This window comes from Streptomyces sp. TLI_105 (assembly GCF_900105415.1).
GTDB lineage: Bacteria > Actinomycetota > Actinomycetes > Streptomycetales > Streptomycetaceae > Streptomyces.
This window is the reverse complement of record NZ_FNSM01000001.1, coordinates 5,933,045-5,958,074: the sequence shown is the minus strand read 5'-3', so window position 1 is coordinate 5,958,074 and position 25,030 is coordinate 5,933,045. Positions and strand designations below refer to the sequence as shown.

Below are 25,030 nucleotides of genomic sequence, written 5' to 3'. Positions count from 1 at the left end.
CGGGACGGCGCCCTTCAGCGGCGCCTCCGCGTTCCGCGCCTGGACCCGCACCACGCGTGCGGCGCACAGGCCAGTGCGGGTCAGGGCGCGGGAGCCTCTGGCGCCGGCAAGGGCGCCGTTCCGTTGTGCCCACCCGTTCCGCCCCAGCGGAACGCATGCCCACAACGGGGTGGGCGGGGGCGGGCACCGCTCCAGCCGGCGCGCCCACAACGGGGGTGGGCGAAGGGGGTGGGCACCGCCCCAGCGGGACGGGCGCCCACAACGGGGGCGCGGGGGTGGGCACCGCCCCGGCGGAACGACTGCCCACAACGGGGTGGGCGGGGTGCCGCCCCGGCGGGCGCGTGCCCACGGTGGGGTGGGCTCCGCGCCGGCTGAGCGGGCACCCGCGGCGGAGGCGTCAGCCGGGGATGAGGCCGTCTTCCGAGAGCATGTCGCGGACTTCGTCCAGGCTCGCCTCCGGAGCCGGAAGGATCAGCTCGGAAGGCTCCAGCACCTCGTCCGGCAGCGGCTCACCGAGCTGCCGGACGGCGTCGAGGAGGGCGCACAGCGTGCGCCGGAACCCTTCCTCGTCCCCCGCCTCCATCTCTTCGAGCAGCTCGTCGTCGAGCTTGTTCAGCTCGCCGAGGTGGCTGTCGGCCAGCTTCCACTGGCCCTCCCCCATGATCCGTACGATCATGACGCGTCCTGTCTGTCGCCTACTTCTCGAAGCGCGGGGACTGCTGCTGGGTGCGGTCCTGCGGCGCGGCCGCGCCACCGCCCTCGATGGCCTGCTGCTGCGCCGAGGGGCCTCCGGCCAGCTCGGCCTTCATCCGCTGGAGCTCCAGCTCGACGTCCGTGCCGCCGGACAGCCGGTCCAGCTCCGCCTGGATGTCGTCCTTCGCGAGCCCGGACTGGTCGTCCAGGGCGCCCGAGGCGAGCAGCTCGTCGATCGCGCCCGCGCGCGCCTGGAGCTGGGCGGTCTTGTCCTCGGCCCGCTGGATCGCCAGGCCGACGTCGCTCATCTCCTCCGAGATGCCGGAGAACGACTCGGCGATCCGGGTCTGCGCCTGGGCCGCCGTGTAGGTCGCCTTGATGGTCTCCTTCTTGGTGCGGAAGGCGTCCACCTTGGCCTGGAGACGCTGGGCGGCGAGGGTGAGCTTCTCCTCCTCGCCCTGCAGCGTCTGGTGCTGCACCTCCAGGTCGCTGACCTGCTGCTGGAGCGCGGCCCGCCGGGACAGCGCCTCGCGCGCCAGGTCCTCGCGCCCGAGCGCCAGCGCCTTGCGGCCCTGGTCCTCCAGCTTGGCGGACTGGCCCTGCAGCTGGTTCAGCTGGAGTTCGAGCCGCTTGCGGGAGGTGGCGACGTCGGCGACGCCCCGCCGCACCTTCTGCAGCAGCTCCAACTGCTTCTGGTAGGAGTAATCGAGCGTCTCGCGCGGATCCTCGGCCCGGTCAAGGGCCTTGTTCGCCTTCGCGCGGAAGATCATCCCCATACGCTTCATGACACCGCTCATGGGCTTCGCGCGCCCCCTTCTGACGGACTTCGGCTCCAGCTCTTCAACAGGATCCACAGTACGGGCCCTGTCTCCATTACCGCACTGTTCGGAGCGGGATGCGCTCCTCCCCAAGGACGACTGCGTGCGGAGTTTCCTCCCGCGCAGGGAGTAGATGGATCTCGGGGAGACCGCACCCGTCCTCGCGTACGTACGTCCGAAGACGCAGTCCGTTAGCGGATCGTTCCCGGCCCGCATGGGGTTCATGCCCGCCACCCCGTACCCTTGGGTTTTGTGTTCCGTAGCCGTTCGAAGGACGAGAAGGCCCCCACCGACAAGGTGACGGCGGACCTCTCCACCAAGCAGCCCCGCGACCCCGAGGCCCCCAAGGGCCGCCCGACCCCGAAGCGGAGCGATGCGCAGTCCCAGCGCCGGCGCGCCGCGACGGTGCCGACCGACCGCAAGGAGGCCGCCAAGCGCCAGCGCGAGGCACGCCGCTCGGACCTGGCCCGGCAGCGCGAGGCGCTGGCCAGCGGCGACGAGCGTTATCTGCCCGCCCGCGACAAGGGGCCGGTGCGCCGCTTCGTGCGCGACTTCGTCGACTCGCGGTTCGCCATCGCCGAGTTCTTCCTGCCGATGGCCGTGGTGATCCTCGTGCTGTCGCTGTTCGGCAACGCCAACCGGGCGCTGCAGAACATCTCCCTGCTGCTGTGGCTCGGTGTGATCGTCCTGATCGTCATCGACTCGATCGGCATCTGGCTCCGTCTGCGGAAGCAGCTGAACGAGCGCTTCCCGAACGAGCCGAAGCGCGGCGCCATCGCCTACGGCCTGATGCGCACGCTCCAGATGCGCCGACTGCGTCTGCCGAAGCCGCAGGTCAAGCGCGGAGAGCGGCCCTGAGCGCCGACAGCTCGGAGTTCGACGGGCGCGCGTTCGGCGAGGCCACGTCGGAGTCGGGTGGCCCGGTGCTGCCCGTCGCGCACTGGCCCGCCACCCACGGCGGGCTGCGCGACACCATCCGGCAGGAGATCGTCGCCCGTCAGCTCGACGAGCAGATAACCGCCCGCTATCCCGTGGGCCAGCGCCTGCGGATCCTCGACGCGGGCATGGGACAGGGCACCCAGGCCCTGCGCCTCGCCCGGGCCGGACACACCGTGACCGGCCTGGAGGCCGATCCGGACCTCCTCAAGGCGGCCCGGGAGTCGCTGGCGACGGAGCCCGCCGGGATCCGCGAGCGGGTCCGGCTGATCGAGGGCGACGGGCGCGAGACCGGGGTGCACTTCCTGCCCGGCAGCTTCGACGTGGTCCTCTGCCACGGCGTGCTGATGTACGCGGACGAACCCGACGCGCTGCTCGCGGGTCTGGCCCGGATGCTGGCCCCCGGCGGCCTGCTGTCCCTGGTGGTACGGAACGCGGAGGCCCTGGCCATGCGGCCGGGGCTCGCCGGGGACTGGTCCGGGGCGCTCGCGGCCTTCGACTCCGACGTCTACACGGACGACAACGGCGTGAAGGTGCGGGCCGACCGGCTGGACGCGCTCACGGCGACGCTCGCGGGGATCGCGGCTCCGCTGCACGCCTGGTACGGGGTGCGGGTCTTCACGGACGGCATCCCCGCCGACGCGGGCCTGCCCGCCGCCGAGGAGCTGGAGCGACTGCTCGCCGCCGAGGACCGGGCCGGGCGCACGGAGCCGTACCGACGGATCGCGGCGCTGCTGCACCTGTGCGGGGTACGGGGCTGACAAAGGCGCGAGGGGCGGTGGCGCACCCCTGATCGGGTGCGCTCGCCGGGCCCGGGGTGGGACGGAATCGGATACTCCGGACATGGACGTCTCCCGTGCCCACGCCCGTGATCGTGCCCGCGCCCGTAGCCGTCGTGTCCTTCTCCCCCTCACCGCGGGTGCCTGCGCCGTCGCACTGACCGGTGGCTGTTCCACCGCCGACGGGGGCGCCTCCGTCCCGGAGCGGTCCACCCAGGCGGCGGCGCCGCTCGCCGCCAACGAGCTCCAGGACGACTACCAGACCGTCATCCGCAACGTCCTGCCGTCCGTCGTGCAGATCGAGGCGGCGAACAGCCTCGGCTCCGGCGTCGTCTACGACGCCAAGGGGCACATCGTCACCAACGCGCACGTGGTCGGCCAGGAGAAGAGCTTCAAGGTCACGGCGGCCACCGGCGGGCAGCCCGTGACGGCCCGGCTCGTCTCCTCCTACCCCGAGCAGGACCTCGCCGTGCTCAAGCTGGACAGCGTGCCCCAAGGGCTGAAGGCGGCGAAGTTCGGCAACTCGGCCACCGTCGACATGGGACAGATCGTGCTCGCGATGGGTTCCCCCCTGGGCCTGTCCGGCAGCGTCACCCAGGGCATCGTCTCGGCGACCGGCCGGACCGTCAGCGAGGGACGGACCGGCGGCGGCACCGGCGCGACCATCGGGAACATGGTCCAGACGTCGGCCGCGATCAACCCCGGCAACAGCGGGGGCGCCCTCGTGAACCTCGACAGCGAGGTCATCGGCATCCCCACGCTCGCCGCGACCGACCCCGAACTGGGCGGCGGCTCGGCGCCCGGCATCGGCTTCGCCATCCCCGCGTCGATGGTGCGGACGATCGCGGACCAGATCGTCAAGAACGGCAAGGTGACGGACTCGGGGCGGGCGGCCCTCAACATCACCGGCCGTACGGTCCTCGACGACGGCTACAAGCCGGCGGGCGTCGCGGTGGTCGAGGCGCCGGCGGACGGGGCGGCCGGGAAGGCGGGGCTGAAGCCGGGGGACGTGATCACGCGCCTCGGCGACGCCGAGATCACGACGATCACGTCGCTCTCGGAGGCGTTGGCTTCGATGAAGCCGGGGGATGTGGTGACGGTGGGGTATGTACGGGGTGGGGCGACGCGCAGGACGAACGTGACGCTGGGCGAAATGTAGGACCTGACGTGTGCGCGCCGCGCCTACGGCTGCTGGGCGCCCCTCGTGGACCGCGCCCCGCCCACCCGCCGTGCGGGACCCGCGCCCGGCGGGGCGACGCCCCGCCCCCGCCCGTGTGGGCATGCGTCTGCGGGACGGCGCCCCTCCCGCACCCGCCGTGTGGGGCCCGCGTCTGGTGGGGCGGTGCCCCCGGTCCCCCGCCCGTGTGGGCAATCGTCCCGCAGGGCGGGACGGGTGGGCACACGGGACGGCGCCCTGAGCGGCGCCTCCGCGTTCCGCGCCTGGACCCGCACCACGTTGTGCGGCGCGCAACAGGGTGCGGGTCAGGGCGCGGGAGCCTCTGGCGCCGGCAAGGGCGCCGTTCCGTTGTGCCCACCCTCCCCCAAGCTCTCGGCTTCGCTCGAGCAGGGGGGACCCCCCTCGCCCCAGCGGAACGCATGCCCACAACGGGGTGCGGGGGCGGCCCGGCGGGACGGCTGTCCGCAGTGGGAGGGGTGCGGGGCTCGGCCCCGCACCCCTGGTCGCCGGGTGCTCTAGCCCTCCGCGTCGAGGGGCATCGGGCCGTAGATCTTCGTGCCGTCCTCCGACAGGGTCACCTGGTCCGCGCCGCCGCTCAGGAGGTCACGCCAGTGTTCGCCGATCCAGCTCTCCGCGTCGCCCTGGGTGGTGAACTCCTCGGGGGTCACCACCGGCTCGACCTCCGAGCCGTCGGACTTCTCGAACCGCCACGTCCATGCCATGCAAGCCTCCTGGAGCTCACCGGATGATCGGTTTCCTGCCCGCAGCGTAGCCGGGCGCGCACGCCTCGCGGTGGCGCGGGAGGATCTGAGGGTGGAACTGACTCTGCTCGGCACCGGCGCCCCGCTCGGCCTCCCCCGCCCCGACTGCCCCTGCGCCGTGTGCGCGCTCTCCCGAGGGCCGCGCACACGGGCCGCGACCGCGCTGCTCGTGGACGGGGCCCTGCTGCTCGATCTGACTCCGGGGGCCGCGCTCGCGGCGGCCCGGTCGGGGCATTCGCTGGTGGGGGTGCGGCAGGTGCTGCTCACGCATCCGCACGACGGGCCCGCCGTCGAGGTGCCCGCGGGGCTTCCGACGGCCGGGCGGGTGCCGGACGGACGGGAGCTGACGCTGATCAGCGGGCACCGGGTGCGGGCCGTGCCGATGGACTCCCCGGGGACCGGGTACGAGGTGACCTCGGCCGAGGGCGAGCGGCTGCTGTACCTGCCGCCGGGCGGCGCGCCCGCCGGGCTGACGGACGGCCGTCTCGACCCGTACGACATGGTGGTCGCCGACGTGACGGGGCGGCCGGACGGGTTGGCCCGGCTGCGGGCGGCGGGGGCGGTGGGTCCGGCCACCGAGGTGATCGCGGTGCACCTGGACCATGACGTGCCGACGGGCGCCGAGCTGGACCGGCGGCTCGCGGCGGCGGGGGCGCGGGCGGTGCCGGACGGGACGACGCTGTACGTCGGCGACTACCACGAGGCGCCGGAGGCGCCCCGGCGGACCCTGGTGACGGGCGGGGCCCGGTCGGGGAAGTCGGTGGAGGCCGAGCGGCGCCTGGAGACCTTCCCCGAGGTGCTGTACGTGGCGACGGGCGGCACCCGGGAGGGCGACCCGGAGTGGGCCGAGCGGGTCGGGCTGCACCGGGAGCGGCGGCCGGGGTCCTGGCGTACCGCCGAGACCTGTGAACTCGTACCGCTGCTCGAAGGGGACGGGCCCGCGCTGCTCGTCGACTGTCTGTCGCTGTGGCTGACGGACGCCATGGACCGGGTGGGCGCGTGGGACGACGAGACCTGGGCGAACGGCGGGCAGGGGGCGCTGCGGGAGCGGACGGCGGAGCTGGTGGCGGCGGTGCGGGCGACGAGCCGTACGGTCGTGGCGGTGACGAACGAGGTCGGGTCGGGCGTGGTGCCGGGCACGGCGGCCGGGCGTCGCTTCCGGGACGAGCTGGGCCGGTTGAACGCGGCCTTCGGGGACGAATGCGAGGAGGTCGTCCTCGTGGTCGCGGGCCAGGCGCTCGTACTGCGCGGGTAGGGTTCCGATCGCTGATGGCCCTCGCTGACTTGTCACTAGGCGGAACCCTTGAACCTGGACGACTTCTCCGATCTGATCGAGCGCCCCGACGGCGGGATACGGCGTGACGCCGAGGAGCGCAGGGAGCGGCTGACCGTGCCGCCGGGGGCGCTCGGGCGGCTGGACGAGCTGGGCGAGTGGCTGTCCGCGGCGCAGGCCTCGGTCAAGGTGCGGGCGATCGAGCAGCCGAAGGTCGTGCTGTTCGCGGGCGACCACGGGGTGGCCTCGCTCGACGTGTCGGGCCGCGCGGCGGGCACGGCGCACGAGCTGGTGCGCGCGGTGCTCGACGGGGTGAGCCCGGTGGCCGTCCTCGCCCGCTCGATGAACGTGCCGGTGCGGGTCGTGGACGCCGGTCTGGACTGCGATCCGGAGCTGCTGCCCGCCGAGGTGGTACGGCACCGGGTGCGGCGCGGCAGCGGCCGGATCGACGTGGTGGACGCGCTGACGGTCGAGGAGACCGAGGCGGCGGTCCGGCTCGGCATCGCGATCGCCGACGAGGAGGCGGACTCGGGCACCGATCTGGTGGTGCTCGGGGATCTGAGCGTCGGCGGGACGACCCCGGCGGCCACGCTGATCGCGGCGCTGTGCGGGACGGACGCCTCGGTGGTGACCGGCCGGGGCGGTGCCGGGATCGACGATCTGGCGTGGATGCGCAAGTGCGCGGCGATCCGGGACGCGCTGCGGCGGGCCCGGCCGGTCCTGGGCGACCAGCTGGAGCTGCTCGCGGCGGTCGGCGGGGCGGATCTGGCGGCGATGACCGGATTCCTGCTGCAGGCCTCGGTGCGGCGGATGCCGGTGATCCTGGACGGCGTGGTGGGCGCGGCCTGCGCCCTCGTGGCGCAGCGGGCGGCGTTCCGGGCGCCGGACTGGTGGCTGGCGGGCCAGGTGAGCGGGGAGCCGGCGCAGGCGAAGGCCCTGGACCGGATGGCGCTCAACCCGCTGCTCGATCACGGCGTCCATGTGGGTGAGGGAACCGGGGCATTGCTCGCACTTCCCCTCGTCCAGGCCGCGGCGGCGTTCGCCGCGGAGCTGCCCGAACGTCCGGATCCGAACACCGCGGACGCCGACGGCGCCGCGGAGGCCTGAGCGCGGGCGGAAGGGAACGGTCGCCTCCGGGGCGGCCGCGCGCGACGCGCGCGTGACCGTCCCGGGCGTCTCCGCACCGCAAGCACTGCCCCATATGATCGCTTTTCATGGGAGAAGTCCGCTTGTCTGCCGATGCAGCACCCCGGGGCACGACCGCCCGTTCGCGGCGCGGCGCCGCTTTCGCCGTCTGGTACCTGCGTGTCGTCACGTTCATCAATTTCCTGAGCGCCGTGTGGGTCTCGTTCGGCAACGACCTGCGCCGCCACAACGAGGACGACTACTTCACCCCGTACATGCTCACCGCCGGCTTCGCCTCGGGCGTCTTCACGCTCTTCCTGGCGATCACCATGCGGCGCCGCAAGCGGGCCGCGTGGATCCTCAACCTGGTGCTCAGCGGTCTCTTCCTGCTGCTCTTCGCGCTCGTGATGTTCTTCCCGGAGGTCCGGCAGCACGCCCAGAACTGGATCTCGCTGGTCCTCACCGCCGCGTTCGTCCTCGCGCTGCTGCTCGGGCGCAAGGAGTTCTACGCGAAGGGCGACCGCTCCAACCCCAGGCTCGCGGCGGGGGTGGCGGTCGGCGGACTGCTCGTCACCTCGCTGCTCGCCGCCCTCCTGGTGACCGTCACCAACGACGCCACCGGCAGCTCCACCTTCCTCGACCGGTGGAGGTACGGCCTGATGCGGCTGGTCACGCTGGCCTCCGACGACTCCCGGTTCGCCGGGATCAGCACCCCGGGCTGGGTCGACGTCACCATCAACGTCCTGTCCACGCTGCTGCTCTTCGCGGTGCTCTTCGCCGCCTTCCGCTCCCGGCGGGCCGTCGACCCGCTGACCGAGGAGGACGAGGAGCGGCTGCGGCTCCTGCTCGACAAGCAGGGCGAGCGCGACTCGCTCGGCTACTTCGCGCTGCGCCGCGAGAAGAGCGTCGTGTGGTCGCCGAGCGAGAAGGCGGCCATCGCCTACCGGGTGGTCGGCGGCGTCTCGCTCGCCTCCGGCGACCCGATCGGCGACCCGGAGGCCTGGCCGGGCGCCATCGAGCCCTGGCTCGCCGAGGCCCGCGAGCACGGCTGGATCCCGGCGGTGATGGGCGCGAGCGAGGAGGCCGGGGTCATCTACGCCCGGCACGGTCTGGACGCCCTGGAGCTGGGCGACGAGGCGATCGTGGAGACCGACGAGTTCACCCTGGACGGCCGGGCGATGCGGACGGTCCGGCAGGCCTTCAACCGGGTCAAGCGGGCCGGGTACGAGGTCCGGATCCGGCGGCACGAGGAGATTCCCGCCGAGGAGATGGCCGAGCTGCTGCGCAAGGCGGACGACTGGCGGGACGGGGCCACCGAGCGCGGGTTCTCGATGGCGCTCGGCCGGCTGGGCGATCCCCGGGACGGCCGCTGCGTGATGCTGGAGTGCACCGACGAGGCGGGCGAGCTGCGGGCGCTGCTCTCCTTCGTCCCCTGGGGGCCGAAGGGGCTCTCGCTGGATCTGATGCGCCGTGACCGGGACTCCGAGAACGGCCTGATGGAGTTCATGGTCATCGAACTCCTCCAGCGGGCCAAGGAGATCGGGATCACTCAGGTCTCGCTCAACTTCGCGATGTTCCGCTCCGTCTTCGAACGTGGCTCGAAGCTCGGGGCGGGACCCGTGCTGCGCATGTGGCGTTCGCTGCTCAGCTTCTTCTCCCGCTGGTGGCAGATCGAGTCGCTGTACCGCGCCAACGCCAAGTACCGACCGATCTGGGAGCCCCGATTCATGCTCTTCGAGAAGAGTGCGGACCTGCTGCGCATCGGCCTCGCCGCCGGGCGGGCCGAGGGCTTCCTGGAGGCCCCCGGCCTGCCGAAGTGGATGCACCGCAGACATCTGGAGAGCGGGCGTTGAGAGGGGCCCCGAAGGATTTCGCCCGCCGCGAGTGGGGGCCGCTGTTCACCACCGTACGGACGGCACTGGTCACCAGGAGGTGGCGGGCGGTCCCGATGACGCTGACCGCCGTCTGCCTCACCGCCGTGTTACAGATCGTGCAGAACCAGGACTGGGGCTATCAGCCGGTCCAGGACATCGGTTCCGTACGGGCCGAGGACCCCTTGTGGCTCGCGCTGCTGCGGACCCCGCTGTCGCTGTTCGTGCCCGCGCTCGACCTGCCCGTCTGGGGCGCCCTCGCGCAGGTCCTGCTGGTGTTCGGGATCGCCGAGATCTGCCTCGGGCGGGGGCGGACGCTCGCCGTCGCCTATCTGGCGACGCTGGCCGGCACGCTCTACGCGCGCGTGGGCATCGCCCTCGGCCCGGACAGCCCCTTCGGGCTGCCCGCCTCCGACGCGCAGGTCGTCGACACCGGCCCCTCGGCGGCCGTGGTGGGCCTCGCCGTCTACGTCTGCTGGCGGTACGGGGCGCGGTGGACGGGCGCGCTGGTGGTCCTCGCGATGGTGATCGAGGTGGCGGTCAAGGCGAACCTGGCGGGCAAGGAGCACATCGCGGCGATCGCCGCCGTCCTCGTCCTGATCGCGGTCCGGGCCCGGCGCGGGCGGGGTCAGGACGGCGTCGAGCCCCGGCCGGGCACGCGCTCCTGGAAGCCGCCGATCAGGTCCTGAAGGCGGCGCCGCACCTTGGTCCAGCGCTTGTCGTGGCGGTAGGCGCGGATCCGGGAGCGGGCCCTGGCGCGGTGGCGGCGGCCGTAGAGGCGCCGGGACCACCAGGAGCCGGGGCGGGCCAGCCGGACGGCGCCGATGATCGCCACGAGCGGCACCAGGGTCCCGAAGACGGCCATCCGGGCCTTCCCCTTCATCAGGGTGACCAGGACGATGAGGAAGTTCAGCGCGATGGTGAGGATGAAGGCCGTCCGGTCCTGGCGCTCCTCCGCCGTCATGTCGTTGACGCCGAGCGGCGAGAAGCCGCTCAGGGCCAGCAGGACCAGGGCGGCGGTGAGGACGACGACCTCGACGCTCTTGCGGCCCTCGTCCGTCCAGTACACGTCGTCGAGATGGAGGATGAGCGCGAACTCGTCCAGGACGAGCCCGGCGCCGATCCCGAAGACGACGGCGAAGACGGCCGCGCCGACGCCGTGCCGGTCGCTGGCCACCGCCCCGAATCCGCCGAGGACCGTGAGGACGACGCCCGGCACGACGTGATGGATGTGGAGGCCTCCCGAGGAGACGTTCCGGAAGGGACCCTTCCCCGCCCGGATGAGCCGGGTGACGGTGCGGGTGACCAGGAATGTCAGGACGAAGGAGGTCAGAGCGAGCAGCATCGGGACCTTGCCCGGCTCGACGATGTTCCGGGAGAACCAGTGACCCATGCCACCCACTTCCGATATGCGCGGTATGCGCAATCTACCGTTCGGGGACGGCGATTACCCTGCCCGGATGGACGGCCTGCGTTTCGCCTTCGGCACCCTCACCGTGTTCCCCGCCCGCATCACCCGTTGGGACCGGGACGCGGCGCGCGCCGGCATGCTCAGCGCCCCGCTCGCGGGGCTGGTCGTCGGGCTCTGCTCCGCCGCGGCCGGCGCGGCGTTCCTGCTGCTCGGCTCGGGCCCGCTGCTCGCGGCCGTCGTCACCACCGCCGTCCCCGCCCTGCTCACCCGGGGCCTCCACCTCGACGGCCTCGCGGACACCGCCGACGGCCTCGGCAGCGCCAAGCCCGCCGAGGACGCGCTGCGCATCATGAAGCAGTCGGACATCGGCCCGTTCGGCGTCATCGCCCTGGTCCTGGTCCTGCTCGCCCAGGTCGCCGCGCTGTACGAGCTGTACGGGGAGGGCTGGGAGCGCGGGACCGTCGCCGCGGCCCTCGCCGCCACCGTGGCCCGCCTCGCCCTCACCCACGCGTCCCGCCACGGCGTCCCGGCGGCCCGCCCCGAGGGCCTCGGCGCGATCGTCGCCGCGACGGTCCCGACCCGTTCCGCGACCCTCACGACCGCCCTGGTCCTGGTCCTCGGCGCCGCGACGGGCCTCCTGCTCTCCCCGTACGACGCCGTCCGCGACGTCCTGGCGGCCGGCGCGGGCCTCGGGGCGTCGGCGCTGCTGCTCCGCCGGTGCGTGCGGCGCTTCGGCGGGGTGACGGGCGACGTGTTCGGCGCGGTGGAGGAGACGGCGGCGACGGCGACCCTGGTCGCGCTGACGCTGGGCTCGGCGGGCTAACAGGGTCGGCGCCAGGCGTCCAGTTCGTACCGCTTCCGCATGGAGCTGAGGCCCAGCTTCCGGGCCTGGGGGCAGAACTGGTCCGTCGTCAGCTCGTACTCGACGTGGAAGACGGCCTTGCCCGCCGCGACGAACGGGGCGAGGCGGCCGCACTCGTCGTACTCCGCGCACTGCTCGTTGACCGCGAAGTCGAAGTCCGGCAGCAGCTTGGGGATCTGGTCCAGGTCGTTCTTGAGGCCGACCGCGAGGCCCCGCTCATGGGCCATGCCGGCGATGAGGCGGTTGTAGCGGAGCTGGTCGGCGGCGGTCAGGGGGAAGCCGGTGCGGTTCTTGTAGCCGTCCATGTTGTCGGGCTCGACGGCGTCGAAGCCCTTGTCCCGGCACATGTCGAGGCGCTTCGCCATGAGGGGCCCGAGGAGGTCGGTGCGGCGGACGTCCAGCCAGCGCTCGCCCTCCCAGCCGTTCCCCTTGCCGAGGAGGGCCTTCGGGAAGTCGTCGGCGTCGGGACGGAAGTCCTCCCAGGCGCCGGTGGACAGATAGCAGACGACCTTGCGGCCCCGGCGGTGGAGGTCGGCGACGGTCGACGCCGGATGGTCGAAGCCGTCGATGTCGTACACCGGGACGTCGACGGACGGATCGAGCCTGCCGCTGAGCTGCCACTGCCAGGTGAGCCCGGGGGCCGGCCGCCAGCGGTCGTCGGTCGTCTTGGAGTCCGGGTCGGGGGCGGCCGTACAGGCCGTGGCGAGGAGCAGGACCCCCGTGAGCAGAGCCATCGGGCGGGCGGCCCTCATCGGGCGGCCGCCAGGAGGTGCGGGAGGGTGCCCCAGGGGTGCGCGCCCGTGCCGGGGACGGCGCAGTGCACCGGGGTGGCCGGGCGGAAGTCCGCCGGGGCGGCGTAGACGAGGTGGCAGTAGTGGGCGGCGACCGGCAGATCGAGCGTCCGGTACGTGTCCCAGGGGCCCTCGAAGGTGACGAGGAGGTCGGCCTGCGCCTCGTAGCCGGGGGCCGGGTGGGCCCCGTGGTTGAAGACCAGGGTCGCGGCCCCGGCGGCGCGGGCGGCGACCGCGATGCGGCGGTAGTGGGCGAGGGCGGCGGGCGCGGTCGCCACCTGGTCCAGGAAGGCGCCGTCGGCGCCGTACCAGTCGCGGTGGCGGACCAGTTCGGCGACGACCTCGGCGTGCGGGCGGCGTCCGTAGGCGGTGTCCACGTAGCCGAGGACCCGCGCCCCGGCCGCCCGCAGCCGCCCGGCGGCCTCGGCGAACGCCGGGTCGGGGGCCTCGCCGGCGCCGCTCGCCGGGTTGAGGACGACGCCGTACAGGGACGACGCCGCGTCCACGAGCGCCGACCAGGCCTCGGGGCGTTCGGACGGGTGCTCGTAGTACGGCACCAGGAGGGAGGGGTTCGTCATGGCGTCCCTAGGGCGTGTCCGGAAAGTAGCGCCGTCTGCCCGGAGGGCAGGGCTCGCGGCGTCCGGTGCGTGCGAGCGCGAGGCGGAGGAGGTCGACAAGGGCGGTGGGGGCACCTCCCGTGCCCGAAGGGCTACGGGGGACCATGGCGGCCGACGACGACGCGGCGGGCGTGCGTGCCGGACGTCGCGAGCCGGGCGGGACTTTCCGGACACCCCCTAGGCACGGTGGGCGGTCGGTCGTACCAGCAGGGCGGAGGTCAGGACGGCGAGCACCGCCGCCGCTCCCCCGGCGGCCACCGGGCCCGCCGCCGGCTGCACCGTCTGCGCGGCCGCCGCGAACAGGCAGACGGTGGCGGCGCTGAGCACCGCGCCGAAGGCCTGGAGCAGCAGCCCGAGCCAGAGCACGGTCCCGATCAGGAGCAGGGTGACCAGGCGCGGGAGCGTCGGCCACGGCGCGCCGGGCCAGGCCAGGGTCGCGCCGAGGGTGAGGGCGAGGAGCACGGTGAGGTAGCCGCCGAGGCAGAGCACGAGGGTGCCGGTGACCGCCCGGCGGAACTCGCGGGCGGTGGTGAGGGTCCGCAGCCGGGTCAGGCTCTCGCCCCGGAAGCGGTGCAGGAGCCACTCGGCGGGGCCCATGGAGAGGGTGAGCGCGATGACCGCCCCCGCGCCGCTCACCAGCGTGTCGGCCACGCCCGCGCGGAGGACGAGCAGGCCGCTGCCGAGGCCGAAGAGGCCGTACGGGAGGGAGGCCGCGCGCGGGGGTCCGCCGCGGCCCGCCGCGCCCCGACGGACGCCGGGGCGCAGGGCGGCCGCGGCGAAGGCGACGGACGCGGCGAGCGAGGCGAGGAGGAGTCCGGCGCGCAGCGCGTCGGGCAGGTCCCAGCGGAAGGCGGGGACGGCGCCGGCGAGCGGCAGCAGGGCGCAGAACAGGGCCCGTTCGCGGCCGAGGACGAGCAGGACGGTCGCGGCGGCGAGGTAGAGCGACTGGCCGGCGGCGAAGACGGCGGCCGGGGTCTCGCCGGGCCCGGCGGTCACGAGGGCGACGGCCGCCCCCGCGAGGGCGCCGGCCGGGGCGCCGGTGAGCAGCGCGCGGGCGGCGGCGGTTCGGTCGCCGAGGCCGAGCCAGGTGTACGCGCGGTGGGAGAGCGCCTGGTTCCAGAGCCAGCCGGTGACGGCACCGGCGAGCAGCGGGACGGTCCCGGCGGGGAGTCCGAACCGGCCGTGTTCCGCGGCGAGCAGCGGGGCGGCGAGGACGTACGCGAGGCCGGGGAGCGCGAAGACGAGCCCGCGCAGCAGACAGCCCCACAGTTCGCCGTGCCAGACACCGGCGGACGGCGCCGACGGCTCGGGGTGGCGCCGCTCCACGCGCGCGTAGAGGTCCTCGGCGAGGGAGAAGGAGTCGGCGCGGCCGTAGGTGAGCCGGATGTGCTCGTCGGTCATGCCGTCGGACTCGAGGATGGCGGCGATCTCGTCCGGGTGCACGGCGGCGGCGACGAACCCGTCGAGCCGCGCGGCGAGTTCGTCGAGCGGATCGGCGGCGAGGCCGCCTCCGGCGGGGGGTGGGCCGGCGAGCGGCGGGGCGTCCGCGGCGGCGGGCTCGCCCCCGGCGGGGGGCGGGCCGATCGGGGCCGGCCGCCCGGCGACGGCCGCGGGCCGGGTCGCCCCCGCCGGAGCCGGTGCCCCGGCCTGCGGTGTCGGCGCCGAGGGCACGGCGATGACCGACGGCCCGGCCGGGGCCCGGGGACCGGCGGGAGTGGGCGGCCCGGCGGAGTCCTGCGGGAGCGGGGCCGCTTGCCCTGCGGGGGCCTCGGGCCGGGTGGTGCCGGTCGAGGTCGGATGCCCCGCGGGGGCGGCGGCGCCCGCCCGGGGCGCCCGGGGCGAAGCCCCCGCGTCCGCGCCGGCGGTGTCGGCCGGTGCCGGGGCCCCGCCCCGCCCCGCCGGAGCCGAGGGCGCGGTGGCGGTCGGCGGCTCGGCGGGAACCGGCCGGGCGGGTGGGGCTTCGTCGAGGTGGGCCGCCGGGGGCCGGCGGCGGGGCCGGGGGATGCCGGGGAGGGGGGACGCCCCCGTCGTCGGGGGTTTCAGCCAGAGGGAGCCGCTCATGCCGGGGTGCCTCCGGTGACGAGGGCCGGTGAGGTGCGGCGCGGGGCGGGGATGCTCAGGCGGAGGGAGGTGACGGCCGGGGCCGGGCGCGGCGGGCGGGTGCCCGCGAGTTCGCGGTAGATCTGCCGGAAGCCGTCCACCGAGCGGTGCAGGGTGAACTGGTCGATCACCCGTTGGCGGGCCCGGCGGCCCAGTTCGGCGCGGCGGGCGCCGTCGCGGAGGAGTGCGGAGACGGCGGCGGCCATGACGGCCGGTTCGCGGGGCGGGACGACGATCCCGGTGTCGCCGACGGCTTCCCGTACGCCTCCGACGTCCGTGGAGACGGTGGCGCGGCCGCAGGACATGGCCTCGATGAGGGAGAAGGGGAAGCCCTCGCTGATGGAGGAGAGCATGACCACGCTGCCGGCCGCGTAGGCGGAGGGCACGTCGGAGACGCGGCCCTCGAAGGAGACGCCGTCGGCGACGCCGAGTTCGGCGGCGAGTTTCTCCAGGCGGGTCAGGTAGTCCTCGTTCCCGGCCGGGACCGGGCCGAAGAGGCGGAGCCGCAGCTCCGGGAGTTCGGCGCGGGAGATCGCGTACGCCCTGATCAGGGTCTCCAGGTCCTTGATGGGGTCGACCCGGCCGCACCAGCTGAGGGTGGGGGTCTCGGGTTCGGGTCCGGCCTCGGGGAAGAGGGCCGGGTCGACGCCGTTGTAGACGGTGCGGATGCGGTCGGCGGGGGCTCCGCCGCGCTCCTCCCAGCGCCGGTTGTACTGGTTGCAGGGGGTGATGAGGTCGGCCTTGCGGTAGCCGAGGGTGTTGAGCTCGCGGTAGAAGCCGAGCATGAGGGCCTTGACGGGCCAGCGTTGCGCTTCGGTGCGGTAGCCGAGGTAGCGCTCGCGGAGGTAGATGCCGTGTTCGGTGAGCAGGAAGGGCACCCCTTCGAAGTGCTGCGCGGCGAGCGCCGGCAGCGTGGCGAGGCCGCTGGAGACGGCGTGCGCCACGCCGCCGGTGGCTATCCGGGCGGCGAGCGGGCGCAGGGCGTGTTCGAGCAGGTCGGTGGCGGTGAGCGCGTCGTGGACGGTGGGCCGGGCCGCGAGGGTGGGCAGGTGCGGCATGGTCCAGATCCACATGAGGGAGCGGAGGGCCCGCTCGGAGCGGAGTGCGGTGGTCAGCCTTCCCTGTCGGGCGAGTTCGGCGAGTTCGTACAGGCCGGTGCCGAAGTCGCAGTCCGCCTCGGGGTCGAGGAGGGCGAGCAGGAGGCGCTCGTACGCGTCGAGGAAGCGGCGTCGTTCGCGCCCCCGCAGGGGCCGGCGCACGGCCGGACTCTGCGGAGGTCCCCACAGGGGGTACGCGGTGTGCCGGGTGACGTTGGGCGGCAGCTCCCAGGTGACGGGTTCGCGGCCGCTGCCGGTGAGGGCGAGGATCTCGAAGTCGACCTCCGGCATGCCGCGGACGAGCTGGTCGCACCAGGTGCTGACGCCGCCGTGGACGTGCGGGTAGGTGCCTTCGGTGAGCATGGTGACGTGACGGCCACTGCTCGGCATGAGCGGGTCCCCCCAGGACGTGCTGGTCAGGCGGTCGGGAGCGTGAGTGTGACGGTGGTCTGGAGCGGTTCGGGCGTGGTCCAGGCGGAGCGGGTGCCCGCGTAGGGCGTCCCGAAGGCGGTGGTGCCGAGGAGGAGCCGCTTGCGGGTGCCCTCGGGGGCGGTGACGGGCACGGTGACGCCGGAGGGGGCCTTGATGGTGACCGTGGTGCCGACGCGGTAGGCGGTGACCTTTCCGGCGGCGACGGCCTGGTCCCAGGCGGCGCGGCGGTTCAGTTCGGTGCCGACGTCCTTCTGGGCCGGGTTCACCAGGGGCGCGTTCGCCGCGAACAGGGCCCGGTAGTCGGCGAGTACGCGGTCGAGGACGGGGTAGAGGAGGCGCTCCTCGGCGAGGTTGGACTGGTGGACGTAGTGCGGCCGGGGGTCGTTGCCGAGGACGTGGGAGAGGGCGGTGCGGGCTTCCTGCGGCACGATGTGGTCGGCGTAGCCGGTGGCCGTGGGGAGCGGGGCGGGCAGGCAGGTGGAGGCCGGGTTGGACTCGCAGACGCCGCTGCCGCCGTCGGCGCGGGAGGTGTAGATCCAGTTGTACTCGTCGGTCATCTCTGCGGCGGTGCCCACGTTGTAGTACACGTTCATCGGGTGGCGGGGCACGGTCCTCGCGGCGCCGGTGCCCACGGCGCGCTGCTCGGGCTCGCGGGAGTTGTCGCTCGCGGTCCACTTCACGCCGTTGTCGGCGAGGGCGCCGGCGAGGTTGGGGTTGTCGGCGGGCTGCTGGGGCAGGGTCCTGAGGCCGGAGTGCTCGCCGGTGACGAGTTCGGAACGGTCGACGGAGATGCCCTTGCCGACGGCCCAGGCGTGGTTGTCGCGGATCTGGCCGGAGAGTTCGGAGCGGCTGACCCAGAGGGTGTTGCCGGCGGTGTCGGTGGCGCACCGCCAGGGGACGACGGTGTTGTCCTGGACGCAGCCGAGGAAGGGGTGGGTGTAGGTGTGGTTGATCCACCGGTACTGGGCGCGGTCGGCGACGAGCCGGTCGGTGAGCGGGTCGGTGCCGCCGTGCTCGGTCTTCCACTGCTCGCCCTGGCCGCCGTTGTAGACCATGTCGAGCTTGAAGCCGGAGGACTTCTGCCAGGCGGCGGCGTACTGGGCGTCGGCGGCCGTCATGCGGATGGGGTTCGCGCCCTCTCCGTCGTCGCCGACGCAGTCGAAGTCGCCGGGGGTGCAGTTCAGCGCGGGGTCCCAGCGGGCGTCGGGGGCGAAGACGTCGTCGACGTGGACGGAGAGGTAGTTGCGGCTCTGTCCGAGGTGGACGCCCTGGGTGAGCCAGTCGACGATGCCGCGGGCGAGGGCGCGGAACTGCCGCTGGTACTGGTTGTAGGCGAAGGTGACGACGAGTTCGCGGCGTCCGTCGGTGGCGTACTCGCCGACGAGGCTGGCCCGGCCGCCGTCGACGGGCATGTCGAGGTAGCTGGTGTAGCCGGCGCGGGGGCGGCCCGCGTAGCCGTAACTCTCGGCGATCGTGGGGTCGTTGTCCTCGAAGGTGAGCGCCCCGGCGAGGTAGCGGAAGGGGCCCGCCCGTCCCGCGGCGGTGACGCCGGCGGTGGTCCCGTCGAGGACGCCGGACCAGCCGCCCTGGTCGGTGTAGTCGAGGCCGACGCCGGGGTGCGACCAGGTGTAGGCGTCGACCTGGGGGATGCCGAAGGCCCGCTCGTACGCCTGGAGGGCGGTCTGTTCGGCGGAGTCGGGGCCGAAGGCGCTCTCGTGGGGCAGGACGACGCCCTGGTACTTGGCGCGGGGCCGTCCGGTCGCGCTGTCGGAGGGTTCGCTGAGGAAGGCCGTGTCCAGGACGGGCCGGTTCGGGTCGTCCAGGTCGATCCTGCGGTACGGGACGCCGGTGGCCCGGAGCTCGGCGGTGATCGCGCCGACCGCGCTGCCGCCGTCGTCGACGACGAGGACGGTGAGGTCCACGCGGGGCGGCGTCTCGGCGACCGCCTGCGCGGTCGGGAGGACGGTGGCGAGCAGCGCGGCGGCGGCGAGGGTCGCGATCCTGCCCGTGCGGGGCGCGGTGCGGGCGGTGCGGGGCGCGGTTCTGGGCGTACGGATTCGGTCGGAGTCCATGCGGATGTCCCCCCTCGACGGGCCCCGCCCGAACCGGCGGGCCCCGTGGAGATGTCGCAGATGAGGCGAAGGACGGTGTGTCGTCCTTGCGTGAATGAGGCGAGTGTGACCGGACGACAGAGGCCGAAAGGGTAAACATGAAAGAGACACCACGGATGAGTGAATCAACGCCGCCGTGATCGAACCTTGCGAGCGAGCGTAGGCTCGTTCTCGGCGCTCTCCGGGCCGAAATACGATGCGGCGGGCACGGTCGGCCCATCCCTCGACCGCAACAGAACTCAATGGAAGCGAGATTTCACCACCGTGACTGCTCTCACTCTCAGCACGGCCGGCGCGGCGACGCTGCGCGCCGACGCCCTCGTCGTCGGCGTCGCGAAGTCCGGGAAGACGCTGGTCGTCGCCCCGGGCGCCGAGGCCGTCGACAAGGCCTTCGACGGCCGGCTCGCCGCCGTCCTGGAGACCCTGGGCGCCTCGGGTGCCGAAGGTGAGGCGACGAAGCTGCCCGCCCCCGCCGGTCTCAAGGCCCCCGTCGTCCTGGCCGTCGGCCTCGGCGCGGCCCCCGAGGACGGCGAGTCCTTCGACGCGGAGATCCTGCGCCGCGCCGCCGGCACGGCCGCCCGCACCCTGACCGGCTCGAAGAAGGCCGCGTTCGCGCTGCCGATCGCCACCGCCGACGACGCCGCCGCCATCGCGGAGGGCGCCCTGCTCGGCGCGTACGCGTACACCGCCTACCAGGAGAACGGCAAGGACGCGAAGAAGCCCCTCGCCGAGGTGGCCCTGCTCGGCGCCAAGCCGCGCGACAAGGCCCACAAGGCCGCCGCCGAGCGCGCCCAGGCCGTCGCCGAGGAGATCAACCGCGCCCGCGACCTGATCAACCAGCCGCCGAACGACCTGACCCCGGCCGCCTTCGCCGCCGTCGCCCAGGCCGCTGGCAAGGAGCACGGCCTCAAGGTCCAGGTCCTCGACGAGAAGGCGCTCGCCAAGGGCGGCTACGGCGGCATCCTCGGTGTCGGCGTCGGCTCCGTGAACCCGCCGCGCCTGGTCCGGATCGCCTACACCCACCCGAAGGCGGAGAAGACCCTCGCCCTCGTCGGCAAGGGCATCACCTACGACTCGGGCGGCATCTCCCTGAAGCCGGCCGGCCACAACGAGACGATGAAGTGCGACATGAGCGGCGCCGCCGCCGTGTTCTCCGCCGTCGTCGCCGCGGCCCGCCTCGGCCTGGAGGTCAACGTCACCGGCTGGCTCGCCCTCGCCGAGAACATGCCGTCCGGCTCCGCCACCCGCCCGGGTGACGTGCTGCGCATGTACAGCGGCAAGACCGTCGAGGTCCTGAACACCGACGCCGAGGGCCGGCTCGTCCTCGCCGACGCGATCACCAGGGCCTCCGAGGAGCACCCGGACGCAATCGTCGACGTGGCGACCCTGACCGGCGCGATGGTCCTGGCGCTCGGCGACCGCACCTTCGGCATCATGGCCAACGACGACGACTACCGGACCGCGATCCACGAGATCGCCGAGGAGGTCGGCGAGCAGTCCTGGCCGATGCCGCTCCCCGCGGACCTGCGCAAGACCATGGACTCCCCCACCGCCGACATGGCGAACATGGGCGTCCGGATGGGCGGCGGCCTGGTCGCCGGTCTCTTCCTGCAGGAGTTCGTGGGCGAGGGCATCACCTGGGCCCACCTGGACATCGCGGGCCCGGCCTTCCACGAGGGCGCCCCGTACGGCTACACCCCGAAGGGCGGCACCGGCTCCTCGGTCCGCACCCTGGTGAAGCTGGCCGAGCGCACGGCCGCCGGCGAGCTCTGAGCACCGCAGGTGTGACGGAAGGCCCCGGAAGCTTCGGCTCCGGGGCCTTCCCCGTGCGTCGGCGACTGTTCGCTCGCGACGAAATCCGTAGGTTCGTACGCCCTCGTGCCCCCTCCGTACGGACGATCGGCCGTCTCAGAGCACGGCCCCGCGTCCCGTCGTCCGTCAACAAGTGCGAAGATGGGTTCTCGGCAGGACAGGGCCCCCACCACAGGGCCGAAATAAAGCGGCCGGACACCAGCCGCCGCCAGGTCATCGACGACCGGCGACGAGCGCACATGCATGGAGGACGTGACGTGGCGAACGACGCCAGCACCGTTTTCGACCTAGTGATCCTCGGCGGCGGTAGCGGCGGTTACGCCGCGGCGCTGCGCGGAGCGCAGCTGGGCCTGGACGTCGCACTGATCGAGAAGAACAAGCTCGGCGGCACCTGCCTGCACAACGGCTGCATCCCGACGAAGGCCCTGCTCCACGCCGGCGAGGTCGCCGACCAGGCGCGCGAGGCGGAGCAGTTCGGTGTCAAGGCCTCTTTCGAGGGCATCGACATCAAGGCCGTGCACAAGTACAAGGACGACGTGATCTCGGGCCTGTACAAGGGTCTGCAGGGTCTCGTCGCCTCCCGCAAGGTGACGTACATCGAGGGCACCGGTCACCTGTCCTCCCCGACCTCCGTCGACGTGGACGGCCGTCGCGTCGAGGGTCGTCACGTCCTTCTGGCCACCGGCTCCGTGCCGAAGTCCCTGCCCGGCCTGGAGATCGACGGCAACCGGATCATCTCCTCGGACCACGCGCTGACGCTGGACCGGGTCCCGGAGTCCGCGATCATCCTCGGCGGCGGCGTCATCGGCGTCGAGTTCGCCTCGGCGTGGAAGTCCTTCGGCACCGACGTGACGGTCATCGAGGGCCTGAAGCACCTCGTCCCGGTCGAGGACGAGAACAGCTCGAAGCTTCTTGAGCGCGCGTTCCGCAAGCGCGGCATCAAGTTCAACCTCGGGACCTTCTTCCAGTCCGCCGAGTACACCGACAACGGCGTCAAGGTCACCCTGGCCGACGGCAAGACCTTCGAGGCCGAGGTCCTCCTGGTCGCCATCGGCCGCGGCCCGGTCTCCGCCGGTCTCGGTTACGAGGAGCAGGGCGTCGCGACGGACCGCGGCTACGTCCTGGTCGACGAGTACATGCGCACCAACGTGCCGACGATCTCGGCCGTGGGCGACCTCGTCCCGACGCTCCAGCTCGCGCACGTCGGCTTCGCCGAGGGCATCCTCGTCGCGGAGCGGCTCGCGGGCCTGAAGCCCGTGCCGATCGACTACGACGGTGTGCCGCGGGTGACGTACTGCCACCCCGAGGTCGCCTCCGTCGGCATCACCGAGGCCAAGGCCAAGGAGATCTACGGCGCGGACAAGGTCGTCGCCCTGAAGTACAACCTCGCGGGCAACGGCAAGAGCAAGATCCTCAAGACCGCGGGCGAGATCAAGCTCGTCCAGGTCAAGGACGGTGCCGTGGTCGGCGTCCACATGGTCGGTGACCGCATGGGCGAGCAGGTCGGCGAAGCGCAGCTGATCTACAACTGGGAGGCGCTGCCGGCCGAGGTCGCGCAGCTCATCCACGCCCACCCGACGCAGAACGAGGCGCTCGGCGAGGCCCACCTGGCCCTGGCCGGCAAGCCTCTGCACTCCCACGACTGACGCTCACGTCATCACAGGGCGCGACGACCACTTTCCGCAATTCGTTAGGAGCAACTGAAACCATGTCGGTTTCCGTAACCCTGCCGGCGCTCGGCGAGAGCGTCACCGAGGGCACCGTCACCCGCTGGCTCAAGGCCGAGGGCGAGCGCGTCGAGGCCGACGAGCCGCTGCTCGAGGTCTCGACCGACAAGGTCGACACCGAGATCCCCGCCCCCGCCTCGGGCATCCTGGCCTCCATCAAGGTCGCCGAGGACGAGACGGTCGAGGTCGGCGCCGAGCTGGCCATCATCGACGACGGCTCCGGCGCCCCCGCGGCCGCCCCGGCCCCCGCCGCCGAGGCCGCTCCGGCTCCGGCCGCCGAGGCCCCGGCCGCCCCGGCGCCGCAGGCCGCCCCGTCCACCGAGGTCCAGGAGCCGGCTCCGGCCCCGACCGCCGAGGCCACCGCCGGTGCCGGTTCCGCCCAGGGCACCGACGTCGTCCTGCCCGCGCTGGGCGAGTCCGTCACCGAGGGCACCGTCACCCGCTGGCTGAAGTCGGTCGGCGAGACCGTCGAGGCCGACGAGCCGCTGCTCGAGGTCTCCACGGACAAGGTCGACACCGAGATCCCCGCCCCCGCCTCCGGCGTTCTCCTGGAGATCGTCGTCGGCGAGGACGAGACCGCCGAGGTCGGCGCCAAGCTGGCCGTCATCGGTGCCGCGGGTGCCGCTCCGGCCGCCGCCCCGGCCCCGGCCGCTCCGGCCCCCGCCGCCGCCCCGGCCCCGGCCCCCGCCGCCCCGGCTCCGGCTCCGGCCGCCCCGGCCGCTCCGGCTCCGGCCCCCGCGCCGGTGGCCCCGGCCGCTCCGGCCGCCGCTCCGGCTCCGGCCGCCGCCGCCCCGTCGATCGCCCCGGCCGTGGTCACCCCGGTCCCGGCTGCCCCCGCCGCCGCACAGCCGGCGGAGGACGGCGCGTACGTGACCCCGCTGGTCCGCAAGCTCGCCACCGAGAACGGTGTCGACCTGGCGTCCGTCAAGGGCTCCGGCGTCGGCGGCCGCATCCGCAAGCAGGACGTCCTCGCGGCCGCGGAGGCCAAGAAGGCCGCCGCTGCCGCTCCCGCCGCAGCTCCGGCCGCCGCGGCGCCGAAGGCTCCGGCCCTCGAGGTCTCCCCGCTGCGCGGTCAGACCGTCAAGATGACCCGCATGCGCAAGGTCATCGGCGACAACATGATGAAGGCGCTGCACGGCCAGGCCCAGCTGTCCTCGGTCGTCGAGGTCGACATCACCAAGCTGATGAAGCTGCGCGCCCGGGCGAAGGACACGTTCGCCGCCCGTGAGGGCGTCAAGCTCTCCCCGATGCCGTTCTTCGTGAAGGCGGCGGCCCAGGCGCTGAAGGCCCACCCGGTCATCAACGCCCGGATCAACGAGGACGAGGGCACGATCACGTACTTCGACTCGGAGAACATCGGCATCGCCGTGGACTCCGAGAAGGGCCTGATGACCCCGGTCATCAAGGGTGCGGGCGACCTCAACATCGCCGGCATCTCGAAGGCCACGGCCGAGCTGGCCGGCAAGGTCCGCGCCAGCAAGATCACGCCGGACGAGCTGTCCGGTGCGACCTTCACCATCAGCAACACCGGTTCGCGCGGTGCGCTGTTCGACACGATCATCGTGCCGCCGAACCAGGTCGCCATCCTGGGCATCGGTGCCACGGTCAAGCGTCCGGCCGTCATCGAGACCGCCGAGGGCACCGTCATCGGCGTCCGCGACATGACCTACCTGACGCTGTCCTACGACCACCGCCTGGTGGACGGCGCCGACGCGGCCCGCTACCTGACGGCCGTCAAGGCGATCCTGGAGGCCGGCGAGTTCGAGGTCGACCTCGGTCTCTGATCCGTCGTCCGAGGCGCAACGTAACGAGCCTCACCTGCGGCGCCCCCGTCCGGAAGTGTTTCCGGACGGGGGCGCCGCCGTATTGTCTAAGGGTCAACACTCCCCGAGGAGCCGCTTCATGACCGTCCCCGTCGTCCACTCGCTGCGCGAGCAGATCCGCGAGCACATCGTGGAGGGGATCGTCAGCGGCCGCTGGAAGCCGGGCGAGCGCATCGTGGAGCGTCGGATCGCGACCGAGCTGGAGGTCTCCCAGACGCCCGTCCGCGAGGCGCTGCGCGAGCTGGAGTCGCTGCGGCTGATCGAGTCGGCGCCCAACAAGGGCGTCCGGGTCCGCAACCTCACCGCGGCCGACCTGGAGGAGAGCTACCCCGTACGCGCCGGTCTGGAGCAGATCGCGGCCGAGCTGGCGGCCGGGCGCCTCGCGACGGACTGCTCGGCCCTGGAGCCGCACGTGGCGGCCCTGTACGAGGCGGACGCGGCCTCGGACGGGACGGCGCAGGTCCGGCACACGGTGGCCTTCCACCGGGAGCTGGTGAAGGCGGCCGGGAACGGCGTCCTGCTGCACACCTGGGAGACGCTCGGCATCGAGGTCTTCACGGCCCTGTCGATCCGCTGGCTGGGCACGGTCCAGAAGTCGTACGCGGAGGAGCACCAGGAGCTGGTGGAGGCCTTCCGGCGGGGCGACCCGAACATCGGCGCCCTGGTGAAGGCGCACGTCCTGGGCTGCGCGCCGCGCGCCTGAGCCGTACGAGACCCTGCGGAGCCCCGCCACCGGCGGGGCTCCGCTCATGTGTGCGAGCGTCCTCTCAGGGAGCTGCCCCCACCTGCGGAAACCCTTCGAAAACAAGGCACC

21 protein-coding genes are annotated in these 25,030 nt (G+C 73.4%); 12 read left to right on the top strand and 9 right to left on the bottom strand.

Annotated elements, in window-relative coordinates:
- Positions 1-397: 397 nt before the first annotated feature.
- Both BLW86_RS27255 and BLW86_RS27250 read right to left on the bottom strand, forming a co-directional pair.
- The gene (locus BLW86_RS27255) at positions 398-676 is read right to left on the bottom strand and encodes a PspA-associated protein PspAA (RefSeq protein ID WP_093876482.1); all 279 of its coding nucleotides are present in this window, start codon (positions 674-676) and stop codon (positions 398-400) included.
- Between the two features lie 19 nt (positions 677-695).
- Positions 696-1,490 carry a PspA/IM30 family protein gene (locus BLW86_RS27250; protein WP_030691877.1) on the bottom strand — a complete coding sequence of 265 codons (795 nt, stop codon included), beginning with the start codon at positions 1,488-1,490 and terminating at the stop codon, positions 696-698.
- A 273-nt stretch (positions 1,491-1,763) separates the two neighbouring features.
- Between BLW86_RS27250 and BLW86_RS27245 the strand changes: the two genes are divergently transcribed.
- From BLW86_RS27245 to BLW86_RS27235, 3 genes are all read left to right on the top strand, one after another.
- On the top strand, positions 1,764-2,369 hold the full coding sequence (locus BLW86_RS27245; RefSeq protein WP_093876481.1) for a DUF3043 domain-containing protein: 606 nt from the start codon (positions 1,764-1,766) through the stop codon (positions 2,367-2,369).
- 65 nt (positions 2,370-2,434) lie between these two features.
- On the top strand, positions 2,435-3,208 hold the full coding sequence (locus tag BLW86_RS27240; RefSeq protein WP_256341447.1) for a class I SAM-dependent methyltransferase: 774 nt from the start codon (positions 2,435-2,437) through the stop codon (positions 3,206-3,208).
- A gap of 82 nt (positions 3,209-3,290) precedes the next feature.
- Positions 3,291-4,385 carry a S1C family serine protease gene (locus tag BLW86_RS27235; protein ID WP_093876480.1) on the top strand — a complete coding sequence of 365 codons (1,095 nt, stop codon included), beginning with the start codon at positions 3,291-3,293 and terminating at the stop codon, positions 4,383-4,385.
- 533 nt (positions 4,386-4,918) lie between these two features.
- Here BLW86_RS27235 and BLW86_RS27230 read toward each other — a convergent pair.
- Positions 4,919-5,125, bottom strand: coding sequence for a hypothetical protein (locus BLW86_RS27230; RefSeq protein ID WP_093876479.1), 207 nt, complete (start codon positions 5,123-5,125; stop codon positions 4,919-4,921).
- A 91-nt stretch (positions 5,126-5,216) separates the two neighbouring features.
- On the opposite strand from BLW86_RS27230, the gene BLW86_RS27225 reads away from it, so the two are divergent.
- The 4 genes from BLW86_RS27225 (at position 5,217) to BLW86_RS42165 (ending at position 10,122) form a co-directional block, all read left to right on the top strand.
- Positions 5,217-6,419: a bifunctional adenosylcobinamide kinase/adenosylcobinamide-phosphate guanylyltransferase gene (locus BLW86_RS27225; RefSeq protein ID WP_093876478.1), complete on the top strand. Its 1,203-nt coding sequence runs from the start codon at positions 5,217-5,219 to the stop codon at positions 6,417-6,419.
- 48 nt (positions 6,420-6,467) lie between these two features.
- Positions 6,468-7,544, top strand: coding sequence for a nicotinate-nucleotide--dimethylbenzimidazole phosphoribosyltransferase (cobT, locus tag BLW86_RS27220; RefSeq protein WP_093876477.1), 1,077 nt, complete (start codon positions 6,468-6,470; stop codon positions 7,542-7,544).
- Positions 7,545-7,651: 107 nt separating this feature from the next.
- Entirely contained in the window at positions 7,652-9,415 is a 1,764-nt protein-coding gene (locus tag BLW86_RS27215) for a phosphatidylglycerol lysyltransferase domain-containing protein (RefSeq protein ID WP_093876476.1), read from the top strand.
- On the top strand, positions 9,412-10,122 hold the full coding sequence (locus tag BLW86_RS42165) for a hypothetical protein (protein ID WP_177181767.1): 711 nt from the start codon (positions 9,412-9,414) through the stop codon (positions 10,120-10,122). The genes BLW86_RS27215 and BLW86_RS42165 overlap by 4 nt, the downstream gene beginning before the upstream one ends.
- Here BLW86_RS42165 and BLW86_RS27205 read toward each other — a convergent pair.
- Positions 10,062-10,826, bottom strand: a complete 765-nt coding sequence (locus tag BLW86_RS27205) for a hypothetical protein (protein ID WP_093876475.1) — start codon at positions 10,824-10,826, stop codon at positions 10,062-10,064. The two genes, BLW86_RS42165 and BLW86_RS27205, sit on opposite strands and share 61 nt — an antisense overlap.
- A 67-nt stretch (positions 10,827-10,893) precedes the next feature.
- Here BLW86_RS27205 and cobS point away from each other — a divergent pair, with 67 nt between their 5' ends.
- Positions 10,894-11,667 (top strand): adenosylcobinamide-GDP ribazoletransferase, encoded by a 774-nt coding sequence (cobS, locus tag BLW86_RS27200; RefSeq protein WP_256341446.1) that lies wholly within the window; start codon positions 10,894-10,896, stop codon positions 11,665-11,667.
- On the opposite strand, the gene BLW86_RS27195 is transcribed toward cobS, so the two are convergent.
- The 5 genes from BLW86_RS27195 to BLW86_RS27175 form a co-directional block, all read right to left on the bottom strand.
- Entirely contained in the window at positions 11,664-12,458 is a 795-nt protein-coding gene (locus BLW86_RS27195) for an endo alpha-1,4 polygalactosaminidase (protein WP_093876473.1), read from the bottom strand. The two genes, cobS and BLW86_RS27195, sit on opposite strands and share 4 nt — an antisense overlap.
- On the bottom strand, positions 12,455-13,075 hold the full coding sequence (locus BLW86_RS27190; RefSeq protein ID WP_093876472.1) for a spherulation-specific family 4 protein: 621 nt from the start codon (positions 13,073-13,075) through the stop codon (positions 12,455-12,457). The genes BLW86_RS27195 and BLW86_RS27190 overlap by 4 nt, the downstream gene beginning before the upstream one ends.
- 216 nt (positions 13,076-13,291) lie before the next feature.
- Complete coding sequence (locus tag BLW86_RS27185; protein WP_371129605.1) at positions 13,292-15,175, bottom strand: hypothetical protein; 1,884 nt, start codon at positions 15,173-15,175, stop codon at positions 13,292-13,294.
- A complete protein-coding gene (gene pelF, locus BLW86_RS27180) occupies positions 15,172-16,701 on the bottom strand; it encodes a GT4 family glycosyltransferase PelF (RefSeq protein ID WP_093876471.1) in 1,530 nt (509 codons plus the stop codon). The genes BLW86_RS27185 and pelF overlap by 4 nt, the downstream gene beginning before the upstream one ends.
- Before the next feature lie 26 nt (positions 16,702-16,727).
- Positions 16,728-18,815 carry a hypothetical protein gene (locus tag BLW86_RS27175; RefSeq protein ID WP_093876470.1) on the bottom strand — a complete coding sequence of 696 codons (2,088 nt, stop codon included), beginning with the start codon at positions 18,813-18,815 and terminating at the stop codon, positions 16,728-16,730.
- A gap of 303 nt (positions 18,816-19,118) precedes the next feature.
- Between BLW86_RS27175 and BLW86_RS27170 the strand changes: the two genes are divergently transcribed.
- The 4 genes from BLW86_RS27170 to BLW86_RS27155 all read left to right on the top strand — a co-directional run bounded on the left by BLW86_RS27170 (position 19,119) and on the right by BLW86_RS27155 (position 24,919).
- Complete coding sequence (locus BLW86_RS27170; protein ID WP_093876469.1) at positions 19,119-20,627, top strand: leucyl aminopeptidase; 1,509 nt, start codon at positions 19,119-19,121, stop codon at positions 20,625-20,627.
- 296 nt (positions 20,628-20,923) lie between these two features.
- Positions 20,924-22,312: a dihydrolipoyl dehydrogenase gene (lpdA, locus tag BLW86_RS27165; RefSeq protein ID WP_093876468.1), complete on the top strand. Its 1,389-nt coding sequence runs from the start codon at positions 20,924-20,926 to the stop codon at positions 22,310-22,312.
- A gap of 62 nt (positions 22,313-22,374) precedes the next feature.
- Positions 22,375-24,177, top strand: coding sequence for a 2-oxoglutarate dehydrogenase, E2 component, dihydrolipoamide succinyltransferase (sucB, locus tag BLW86_RS27160; protein ID WP_093876467.1), 1,803 nt, complete (start codon positions 22,375-22,377; stop codon positions 24,175-24,177).
- Positions 24,178-24,295: 118 nt separating this feature from the next.
- Positions 24,296-24,919 (top strand): GntR family transcriptional regulator, encoded by a 624-nt coding sequence (locus tag BLW86_RS27155; RefSeq protein ID WP_030691858.1) that lies wholly within the window; start codon positions 24,296-24,298, stop codon positions 24,917-24,919.
- Positions 24,920-25,030: the final 111 nt, after the last annotated feature.